General features: G+C 66.0%; 8 protein-coding genes. 3 read left to right on the forward strand and 5 right to left on the reverse strand.

Going from position 1 to position 8,426, the window contains the following annotated elements; all coding sequences use genetic code 11:
- Window positions 1–375 precede the first annotated feature (375 nt).
- The 4 genes from pgm to crcB are packed head-to-tail and all read right to left on the reverse strand — an operon-like array spanning window position 376 to window position 3,244.
- On the reverse strand, window positions 376–2,016 hold the full coding sequence (gene pgm / locus ABZW16_RS41715; RefSeq protein WP_354961689.1) for a phosphoglucomutase (alpha-D-glucose-1,6-bisphosphate-dependent): 1,641 nt from the start codon (window positions 2,014–2,016) through the stop codon (window positions 376–378).
- 47 nt (window positions 2,017–2,063) lie between these two features.
- The gene (locus ABZW16_RS41720; protein ID WP_354961690.1) at window positions 2,064–2,426 is read right to left on the reverse strand and encodes a CrcB family protein; all 363 of its coding nucleotides are present in this window, start codon (window positions 2,424–2,426) and stop codon (window positions 2,064–2,066) included.
- Window positions 2,423–2,797, reverse strand: a complete 375-nt coding sequence (locus ABZW16_RS41725; protein ID WP_354961691.1) for a DUF190 domain-containing protein — start codon at window positions 2,795–2,797, stop codon at window positions 2,423–2,425. The genes ABZW16_RS41720 and ABZW16_RS41725 overlap by 4 nt, the downstream gene beginning before the upstream one ends.
- Before the next feature lie 33 nt (window positions 2,798–2,830).
- Entirely contained in the window at window positions 2,831–3,244 is a 414-nt protein-coding gene (gene crcB, locus ABZW16_RS41730; protein ID WP_354961692.1) for a fluoride efflux transporter CrcB, read from the reverse strand.
- Window positions 3,245–3,521: 277 nt separating this feature from the next.
- Here crcB and ABZW16_RS41735 point away from each other — a divergent pair, with 277 nt between their 5' ends.
- Window positions 3,522–4,676 (forward strand): lipase family protein, encoded by a 1,155-nt coding sequence (locus tag ABZW16_RS41735; RefSeq protein WP_354961693.1) that lies wholly within the window; start codon window positions 3,522–3,524, stop codon window positions 4,674–4,676.
- Window positions 4,677–4,755: 79 nt separating this feature from the next.
- Here the strand turns inward: ABZW16_RS41735 and ABZW16_RS41740 are convergent, their stop codons facing one another.
- Window positions 4,756–6,255 carry an MFS transporter gene (locus ABZW16_RS41740; protein WP_354961694.1) on the reverse strand — a complete coding sequence of 500 codons (1,500 nt, stop codon included), beginning with the start codon at window positions 6,253–6,255 and terminating at the stop codon, window positions 4,756–4,758.
- A 117-nt stretch (window positions 6,256–6,372) separates the two neighbouring features.
- Between ABZW16_RS41740 and ABZW16_RS41745 the strand changes: the two genes are divergently transcribed.
- Both ABZW16_RS41745 and ABZW16_RS41750 read left to right on the forward strand, forming a co-directional pair.
- A complete protein-coding gene (locus ABZW16_RS41745; protein ID WP_354961695.1) occupies window positions 6,373–7,047 on the forward strand; it encodes a TetR/AcrR family transcriptional regulator in 675 nt (224 codons plus the stop codon).
- Between the two features lie 55 nt (window positions 7,048–7,102).
- Entirely contained in the window at window positions 7,103–8,344 is a 1,242-nt protein-coding gene (locus ABZW16_RS41750) for a D-arabinono-1,4-lactone oxidase (protein WP_354961696.1), read from the forward strand.
- Window positions 8,345–8,426: the final 82 nt, after the last annotated feature.

An 8,426-nucleotide genomic window follows, 5' to 3' on the forward strand; every position in this document is an offset into this window, starting at 1 on the left:
TCTACCGACCCCGCCGACCCCCAAGCCCTCGCCGAACCCCCCGGCACCACCGAACCGGACGCACCCGCAGACCCCGACGCACCGGGCGAACCCACCAAATCCGCCGAACCCCGCGCCCCGACCGACCCCGCCGACCCCCAAGCCCTCGCCGAACCTCCCAGCACCACCGAACCTGGCGCACCCACTGACCCGGGCGCACCCGCCGACTCCGACGAACCGAGCGAACCCACCAAATCCGCCGCCCCGCCCGTCTCCACCGACCCCCAAGCCCCAGCCGAACTCCCCGGCACCACCGAACCCGCCGCCCCCGACGAACCAGGCGAACCCACCAAATCCGCCGAACCCGGCGCCCCGGCCGACCCCGTAACCGATCTATCACTCACCGGACAGCGCCTGCCCCACCACTTCCTCCGCGGCAGCCTGCACCTGGGCCAAATGCTCGGGCCCTTGGAACGACTCCGCGTAGATCTTGTACTTGTCCTCGGTCCCCGACGGCCGCGCCGCGAACCACGCATTCTCCGTGGTGACCTTCAATCCGCCCAGCGGCGCGCCATTGCCGCGCGCTCGGGTGAGCACCGCCGTGATCGGCTCACCGGCGATCTCCTTTGTGGTGATCATGTCCGGTGTCAACTTCGCGAGCAACGCTTTCTGTTCCGGGGTCGCGGCGGCATCGATCCGCGCATAGGCGGGACTGCCGTAGCGCTTCTCGAGTTCGACGTAGCGCGCCGATGGACTCTGACCGGTGACCGCGGCCACCTCGGTCGCCAGCAGGGCGAGCAGGATGCCGTCCTTATCGGTTGTCCACACGGTGCCGTCCATCCGCAGGAACGATGCGCCCGCACTCTCCTCACCGCCGAAAGCCAGACTGCCGCTGAACAATCCGGGTACGAAGAATTTGAAGCCGACCGGCACCTCGTACACATCACGCCCGAGCACGCTGACCACCCGGTCGATCATCGACGAACTCACCGCCGTCTTGCCGATCTTGGTCAGCGCGTCCCAGCCCATCCGGTTCGCGACCAGATATTCGATCGCGACCGCGAGGAAATGGTTCGGATTCATCAGGCCACCGTCGGGGGTGACAATGCCGTGCCGGTCCGCGTCGGCGTCATTGCCGGTGGAGATGTCGTAGTCGTCCTTGATGGCGATCAGCGAGGCCATCGCATAGCGCGAGGACGGATCCATCCGGATCTTGCCGTCGGCATCCAGGGTCATGAACCGCCAGGTCGGATCGACGAACGGGTTGACGACCTCGAGCTCGAGGTCGTAGCGCTGCCCGATCTCCTCCCAGTAGTCGACACTGGCCCCGCCCATCGGATCCGCGCCGAGCCGGATCCCGGCACCGCGAATGGCATCCAGGTTCAACACATTCGGCAGATCGGCGATGTAGTGGTCGAGGTAGTCGTAGCGCTCGACACCGTTCTCCAGCGCATGCCGCAGCGTGGTTCGCCGCACACCGGCCAGTCCGCCGCGCAACAGTTCGTTGGCGCGGGTGGCGATGGCGTCGGTGGCCCTGGTATCGGCCGGACCACCGTGCGGCGGATTGTATTTGAAGCCGCCGTCGCGCGGCGGATTGTGTGAGGGCGTGACGACGATGCCATCGGCCTGGTGTTTGGCGCCGCCGCGATTGTGGCGCAGCACCGCATGGCTCAGGGCGGGTGTCGGGGTGTAGCGGTCGCGGGCATCGATCATCGCGGTCACATCGTTGGCGGCGAGCACCTCGAGTGCCGTGGTCCACGCGGGCTCGGAGAGTGCGTGGGTGTCGCGGGCCAGATAGACCGGACCGGTAATGCCGCGCATGGCACGGTATTCCACGATCGACTGGGTGATCGCCAGAATGTGCGCCTCGTTGAACGCGCAGTCCAGACTCGAACCCCGATGCCCCGAGGTACCGAAGGCCACCTGCTGTGCGGGATCGGCCGGATCCGGGATGCGGCTGTAGTAGGCCGTCACCAGACGCGCGATGTCCTCCAGGTCGGAGGGACGCGCGGATCGCCCGGCTCGATCATGGGCCATGCTCAGGTCTCCCTTCCGTGTCGGCTGCGCCCGGCTCGTCATCAAAATCATGGCCACAACCACTTGGTCGTGGCCGCGGCGGCGTACACCGCGGTCAGGCTGGTGACGACGCTGAGCACCACATTGCCCAACGCATATGCGTAGGCGCCCTCGACGGTGAGGCGGATCGTCTCGTAGCCGAAGGTGCTGAATGTGGTGAGCGCACCACAGAAGCCTGTTCCCGCGGTGGCCAACAGCCAGCTGTTCGCACTGGCGCCGATCAGTCCACCGAGCAACGCCGAACCGACAATGCTAACGGTCAATGTGCCCAGCGGCAGCAGAGATTCGAATCGCGCGGCAACCGCACGGTCGATGAGGTACCTGGCGGGTGCGCCGACCATGCCACCCACGACGACGAGCAGGACGATCATCGGGCGACCCCCAGTGTCGGATGCCAGATCTCGACGTCGGACAGCACGACGTTCACCCCGGCGAGCACCTCGGAGTTCTGCTGCACGAAGGTCCGCAGCCGCTGCACCTCGTCGACGACCATCACCAGGACGGGTAGGTGTTCGGCCAGATCCAGGATCCGGCTGGTGTGGATGCGCGAGGAGGCGCCGTAGCCCTCTAATCCGCGCCACACGCTGGCTCCGGCCAGTCCGGCGTCGCGGGCACGTCGCACGATCTCGTGATGCAGGGGGCCGTGCCGCCACTTGTCGTCCTCGTCGAGCAGGATCGTCAGTCGCGCCGCAGACTGCCACTGTCCCGCGGCCGGACCAGTGCCCGCCGGTGAATCACTCATCGCCTGACCCCCTTCCGTCGTGCTCTCCACTGTTCAACTCGTTCGTCGTGCCGTACCAGCCGCCCACCGTGCCACAGTCATGCCGAGCACGACCGCCCCCAATGCCGCCACCATCGTCCCCCCGAGATAGCCGAGCGCCTCGACCGTGGCACCCGATTGGAGCAGTCTACGAACCTCGACGCTGTAGGTGGAAAAAGTGGTGAAGCCGCCGAGGAATCCGATACCGAGGAAGGGGCGCAGCAGTCTGTGGGCTACCCACACTCCGGTGATCAGAACCATCAGAATTCCGATCGCAAAGCATCCCACGACGTTGATCGTGAACGTCGACCAGGGGACCTGATGCGGTTGCCCCGGCCACCACACGCCGATGGCATAGCGCAGCAGCGCACCGAGACCACCGCCGAGGGAGATCACCACGAGCACCACCGGCGCAATGCTAACGGTCACCGGATGATCCGCGTATCCGGGACGGCGGCGCACGCCATGAACAGCGCCGTTCGTTGACATGGCACCCCGGAGCACGTACGAATGCCTGGAAGGTTTGGCCGAAGTTCCCACCTACCCCTACGGAGACAGGTCGGGAGCGATGATGGCGGCACGACGGGAAGTACCCAACGCGCTTCGGAATACGGTGGCAGGCCGCCGAACCGAGTGCCAGCAACTGTTCGGCAGATCGATTCGTCGGACATGGCGACCGTCGGTCCGGCGACTCGGTGTCGCGATCTTGGCGACCGCGCTGGCCGGACTCGGTTACGCACCGCCCGCCATGGCGCAGCCGACCTATCCTATTCCGGATCCGGACGGTTTCTATTGGGCGCCACCGGATGTGGGCAACTTCCAGCCCGGCGATGTGATCCGCAGCAGGCCGGTGGCAGCGACGGGCTTCCCCGGCGCGACGGCGTGGCAGTTGCTCTACCGGTCGACCAATTCGGCGGGCGATCCCATTGCGGCCGTCACCACGGTGCTGCTACCGGTGGGCGGCGGACTCGATCGGCCGCTGGTGTCGTATCAACCGGCCATCAATTCGCTCGGCCTGCAGTGCGCGCCCTCGCACAGCCTTTTCGACGGCGGAATGCAAGAGGCGCCCTTGCTCAATGTGCTGCTGGCCCGCGGCTGGGCGGTGGCCGTTCCGGATCATCTCGGCCCGACCAGCGCCTACGGCACGGGCCGCCTCGGCGGCATGCTGACACTCGACGGCATCCGGGCGGTAAAGCGTTTCCCACCAGCCGATCTCGCGGGCAGCCCGGTCGGCATGACCGGATACTCCGCCGGCGGCACGGCGACCGGATTCGCGGCGGCGCTCGCCCCGGAGTACGCGCCGGAACTGCCGATCGTCGGGGTGGCGCAGGGCGGCGTGCCGGTGAATATCGGCAAACTCGCCCGCGAGGTCGGCCAGGCACCGAACCGATTGTTCGGCCTCGGTTTCGCCGCCGGGATGGGGCTGGAGCGCGAATACCCGACCCAGCTGGCGATGGAACGGTTCCTCAATCCGACGGGATGGGCACTGCGCGATCAGGTCGCCAACGCCTGCACCAGCGAGATCATCGCGGCGGGCGCAAATATGGATTTCGACGATGTCTTCAATGGCTCGCCGTTCGACGCGGATGCGAGCGCCATCGGGGTCATGGACGACAACAGTCTGGAGACCTTTTCCGGCGTACCGCGCGCGCCGATATACGAATGGCACGGCACCAACGACGAGGTCGACCCCTGGCTGGCCCGCGACGTAATGGGCCGCTATTGCGCGGCGGGCACCCCGGTGCTGCTCGACCTGATCCCGGGCGCCGACCACAACTCGGCGATCTTTATCGGCGCGCCACGGGCATTCGCCTATCTGTCCGATCGTTTCGCGGGACTTCCGGCCCCGAGCAACTGCTGATACCGGATTACCGGTGCACCGAAAACACAGCGCCCGCGTCATCATTGACGCGGGCGCTGTGCTGTTCGAGCGGAACAGTTCAGTGCACGATGACCGGCTCACCCTCGGATGGCGCTGGCACCGTATTCGGCATCAGTAATCCGGTGATAACCGCACCGGCCACGAATATCGCGGTGGCCCACCAGAAACTGGTCGTGTAGCTCTCGATCTGCGCCTGTGCCATCGCCAGCGGACCGGGCTGGTGGGTGGACAGATAATCCGTCGCGGCAGAAGCAGCGATGGTGCTCAGCAGCGCCGTGCCGATCGAACCGCCGACCTGCTGGCTGGTATTGATCATCGCCGAGGCCACACCCGCGTCCTCGTGGTGCACACCGGCCGTCGCGCCCTGGAAGGCGGTCGACATCGCGCCACCGAGGCCAAGACCCATCAGGATCAGCGCGGGCAGGATATTCCCGACATAGCTGCTGTCCAGGCCGATCTGGGTCAGCCATGCCATACCGAGTGCGGCCACCAGGAAGCCACCGGCGACCACCATCTTCGGACCGACCTTGGGCATCAGCAGCGATGGCACCGTAGTCGAGGAGGCAACCATGCCCGCCACCATCGGCAGGAAGGCCAGACCGGTCTTGATCGGCGAGTAGCCCATGCTCAGCTGCATGTAGTAGGTCAGGAACAGGAAGATCGCGAACATCCCGATGCCCATGACGAATACCGTCAGGAACGAACCGCCGCGGGTGCGATCCAAGACGATGCGCAGCGGCAGCAGCGGATGCGCCACCCGGGTCTCGATCGCCACGAACGCCGCGAGCAGCGCCGCGCCACCGATGAGGAAGCCGAGGGTGACCGGATTGGTCCAGCTGGTCGATTCGGCGTGCGAGAAACCGTAGACGATGCCGAACAGCGCGGCGGTCACCACGACGGTGCCGGGGATGTCGAGCTTGGGCCGCTCGGTCACCACATGCCGTGCCAGCAGCAGCACCGCACCGACCAGCGCGACCGCGGCGAAGCCGAGGTTGACGAACATCACCCAGCGCCACGACGCCCATTCGGTGAGCATGCCGCCGAGCAGCAAGCCGATCGCGCCACCGGCACCGGCGACCGCACCGAAGATGCCGAAGGCCTTGGCCCGCTCGGAGGGTTCGGTGAAGGTGACCGTCAGCAGCGACAACGCGGCCGGTGCCAACAATGCGCCGAAGACGCCCTGCCCGACTCGGGCTGCGACCAGCATCTCGAAGCTGGTCGCGGCGCCGCCGAGCGCAGAGGCGACGGCGAATCCGACCAGGCCGATAATGAAGGTGTTGCGCCGGCCGAACAGGTCACTGAGTCGGCCACCGAGCAGCAACAGGCTGCCGAAGGCAAGGGCGTAACCGGTGACGACCCACTGCCGGTCGCCATCGCTGAAACCGAGGTCCAGTTGCGCTGCGGGCAGCGCGATATTCACGACGGTCGCGTCGAGCACCACCATGAGCTGAGCCACGCCGAGTACGGCGAGCACCCACCAGCGCAGGGCATGCGAGCCGCGGCGGCCCGAGTCAGATTTCTCGGGGGCGGGTGCCCCACGGTCCAACGTGGTAGTCATGTGTCCCCTTTGTCCCGAGTCTCAATACGGAGGCACCTCCTCCGCTTACCGGTCTAAGCTAACACAATAACGGAGACAACACCTCCGCTTAATCCCGCTTATTGCTAGGATGTTCCTGTGAATCACGCCACTACCGTGCCTCCACCTCGGCGTCTACGTGCCGACGCCGCCCGCAATCAGCAGCGGATCGTCGAGGCAGCCCGCCAGCTCTTCGCCGATCACGGACTCGAGATCACCCTCGACGACGTGGCCGAACGCGCCGGAGTCGGCGTCGGCACCGTCTACCGACGCTTCGCCAACAAGAAGGAATTGATCGCCGAGGTCTTCGAACAGAACGTCGGCGAGTTCGCCGTCGCCGCCGAGGCCGCCGCGCAGCATCCGGACCCCTGGCTGGGCCTGGTCCAGTTCTTCGAGTACGCCTGCACCCACCTGGCCACCAATCGCGGCTTCAGCGAGGTGATGCTCGAACTCGAAGAGGATATGGACCGCTTCGCCCAGTTGCGCGACCGGATCAAGCCGACCATCGCCGCGGTCATCGATCGCGCGCGCGACGCGGGCGCACTGCAGCCCGATATCGAGCCCTCGGACTTCTTCGCGCTGATCCACATGGTCGACGCGCTCGCCGAGTTCTCCAAGCCGGTGAATCCGAACTCGTGGCAGCGCTATATGGCCATCGCGCTCAACGGTGTACGCAGCGATTCCGCGCCGCGCCGACCGCTTCCGGTACCCCCATTGACGGATGAGGAAGTCGAACAGGCCAAGACGTTCGCCTGCGCGGGCAGAAAGCGCTAGCGCAAAAATCGGACATATCTAGCGCATATATCGCCGGTCCCTTAAAGTTGGACGCATGACCAACTCGTGGGGGAACTGGGCCGGGGATCAACAGTGCGCTCCGGCTGCCATTGCGGCCCCTCGCAACCCCGAAGAACTGGCCGCGATCATCGGCGGCGCCGCCACCACCGGACAGACCATACGGGTCGCCGGAGCGGGCCATTCCTTCACCGATGCGGTGCTGACCGACGGCATCCTGGTGAACCTTTCGAAGATGAACCGCATCCTCACCGTGGACCGGGAGACCGGCCGCGTCCGAGTCGAGGCGGGCATCACCCTCAATGCCGCTAGCACCGCACTACATCCGCTCGGTCTGGCCTTCCCCAATCTGGGCGATATTGATGTGCAGACCGTCGCGGGTGCCACCGCCACCGGCACCCATGGCACCGGCGCAACCCTGCAAAACCTTTCGGCCGCACTGCAATCCATCGAGTTGGTACTCGCCGACGGCAGCCGGGTCGAGGTGAACGAGCAGACCGATCCGGACGGCTGGCGGGCGGCGCGGGTCAGCGTCGGCGCGCTCGGCGTGGTCAGTGCGGTCACCCTGCAGTTGGTGCCCTCGTTCGTGCTCGAAGGGATCGAGCGGCCGGTGCCGGTCGAGCAGGTCCTCGCGGATCTGGACGCCTATGTCGACGGCAACCAGCATTTCGAGTTCTACATGTTCGGGCACAGTCCGCTGGCGATGACCAAGCGCAACAACCCCGTCGACCTGCCGGAGCAGCCGCGCGGCAAGGCCGCCGACTGGTTCGCCGACATTCTGATGTCCAACTACGCCTTCGACGCGCTGTGTCGACTGGGCAAGCGGCAGCCGCGGCTGGTGCCGTGGATCCATCGCGGTGCGGCGTACGCGGGCAGCTACCGGCGCCAGGTCGACCGCTCCTATCGAGTCTTCGCCTCGCCCCGGCTGATTCGCTTCACCGAAATGGAGTACGCGATCCCGCGCGAGCATTCCGCCGCCGCCATCCGCGAGATCAAGGAACTATCGACGAGGTTCGATACGCCTATGCCGATCGAGGTGCGCTGGGTCGCCCCCGATGACGCATTCCTGTCCCCGGCCGGTGGCCGCGACACCTGCTACATCGCCGTGCACCAATATCGCGGAATGGAATTCGAACCGTATTTCCGCGCCTGCGAAGCGGTTTTCGACAAGTACAACGGTCGCCCGCACTGGGGTAAGCGCCACTTCCAGACCGCCGAGACGCTGCGACCGCGGTACCCGGACTGGGACCGCTTCGCCGAGGTGCGCAGGTGTGGATGAAGCAAAAACAAATGGTACGAATACAATCAATGCAATCCAACCAGATGTGCTTAAAAAATCAGAAGCAAGACAAGCAATTGAT

Source organism: Nocardia sp. NPDC004604 (assembly GCF_040609795.1).
Lineage (GTDB): Bacteria > Actinomycetota > Actinomycetes > Mycobacteriales > Mycobacteriaceae > Nocardia.